This window comes from Monashia sp. HAY1-5C (assembly GCF_056755255.1).
Map to the genome: position 1 here is coordinate 1 of NZ_JBPGXG010000462.1, position 260 is coordinate 260.

Below are 260 nucleotides of genomic sequence, written 5' to 3' on the forward strand. Positions count from 1 at the left end.
GAGCCAACTGTGCCGGTATCGCTGAGCCTTGACATGAATGCTCTCTGCCCATTGCTGATCGGTAAGACCTTCCGGGCGAACGAGTCGCTCTCGCATCCAGGCGAGGTCGGCGGCGAATGCCTTCTCGAGGAACGGTGTCGCTACCGACGTCGCAGACCCTTCTGCCCGAGCGACGGCCTGTGCTAGGCGCGCGTACTCAACGCGAAGGTACTCATCATCGGATTCTTGATCGCCAAGCAGTTGCTTCGCCGGTTCCAAGA

Annotated in this window: 1 protein-coding gene; it reads right to left on the minus strand. The window is 60.4% G+C overall.

The window, feature by feature from the left end:
• On the minus strand, positions 1-260 hold a 260-nt coding region (locus ACR9ZK_RS22435), incomplete at both ends, for a hypothetical protein (protein ID WP_481344138.1).